A 1508-nucleotide genomic window follows, 5' to 3' on the forward strand; every position below is an offset into this window, starting at 1 on the left:
GTGGCCAAGTTCAAGCGGTCCAACCAGGGCACCTCGTTCAACCAGAAGCCGATCGTGGCCGAGGGTGACCGGATCGAGGTCAACCAGGTCATCGCCGACGGTCCCTGCACCGAGAACGGCGAGATGGCGCTGGGCAAGAACCTCCTGGTGGCGTTCATGCCGTGGGAGGGCCACAACTACGAAGACGCGATCATCCTGTCCCAGCGGCTGGTGCAGGACGACGTGCTGTCCTCGATCCACATCGAGGAGCACGAGGTCGACGCCCGTGACACCAAGCTGGGCCCTGAGGAGATCACCCGGGACATCCCGAACGTCTCCGAGGAGGTGCTGGCCGACCTCGACGAGCGCGGCATCATCCGGATCGGCGCCGAGGTGGTTCCCGGCGACATCCTGGTCGGCAAGGTCACGCCGAAGGGTGAGACCGAGCTGACTCCGGAGGAGCGGCTGCTGCGGGCGATCTTCGGTGAGAAGGCGCGTGAGGTGCGTGACACCTCGCTGAAGGTGCCGCACGGTGAGCAGGGCAAGGTCATCGGGGTTCGGGTGTTCTCCCGTGAGGAGGGCGACGAGCTGCCGCCGGGGGTCAACGAGCTGGTGCGCGTGTACGTGGCGCAGAAGCGTAAGATCACCGACGGTGACAAGCTGGCCGGCCGTCACGGCAACAAGGGTGTTATCTCGAAGATCCTGCCGGTGGAGGACATGCCGTTCCTGGAGGACGGCACGCCGGTCGACATCATCCTCAACCCGCTGGGCGTGCCCGGCCGGATGAACGTGGGCCAGGTGCTGGAGACCCATCTGGGGTGGATCGCCGCCCGGGGCTGGGACATCACCGGCATCCAGGAGGCGTGGGCCGAGCGGCTGCGCGAGAAGGGCTTCGAGAAGGTCGAGGCGCGCACCAACGTCGCCACCCCGGTCTTCGACGGCGCCAACGAGCAGGAGATCATCGGTCTGCTCGACAGCACCGTCCCCAACCGCGACGGCGACCGGCTGGTCCAGGAGACCGGGAAGGCCCGGCTGTTCGACGGCCGCTCCGGCGAGCCGTTCCCGCACCCCATCGCCGTGGGCTACATCTACATCCTCAAGCTGCTCCACCTGGTCGACGACAAGATCCACGCGCGGTCGACCGGCCCGTACTCCATGATCACCCAGCAGCCGCTCGGCGGTAAGGCCCAGTTCGGCGGCCAGCGCTTCGGTGAGATGGAGGTGTGGGCGCTGGAGGCCTACGGCGCCGCCTACGCCCTGCAGGAGCTGCTGACCATCAAGTCCGACGACGTTCTCGGCCGGGTGAAGGTCTACGAGGCCATCGTCAAGGGCGAGAACATCCCCGAGCCCGGCATCCCGGAGTCCTTCAAGGTGCTGATCAAGGAGATGCAGTCGCTCTGCCTCAACGTCGAGGTGCTCTCCAGCGACGGCATGTCCATCGAGATGCGCGACACCGACGAGGACGTCTTCCGCGCCGCGGAGGAGCTCGGCATCGACCTGTCCCGGCGTGAGCCGAGCAGCGTGGAAGA

The 1508-nt window shown here is 66.9% G+C and carries 1 protein-coding gene; it reads left to right on the forward strand.

The window, feature by feature from the left end; translation table 11 throughout:
- Positions 1-1508: DNA-directed RNA polymerase subunit beta (locus ABD999_RS43710; protein ID WP_486348715.1), on the forward strand; the 1508-nt coding region annotated here is incomplete at both ends.

The organism is Nonomuraea ferruginea, from assembly GCF_039540635.1.
Classification (GTDB): Bacteria; Actinomycetota; Actinomycetes; order Streptosporangiales; family Streptosporangiaceae; genus Nonomuraea; species Nonomuraea ferruginea.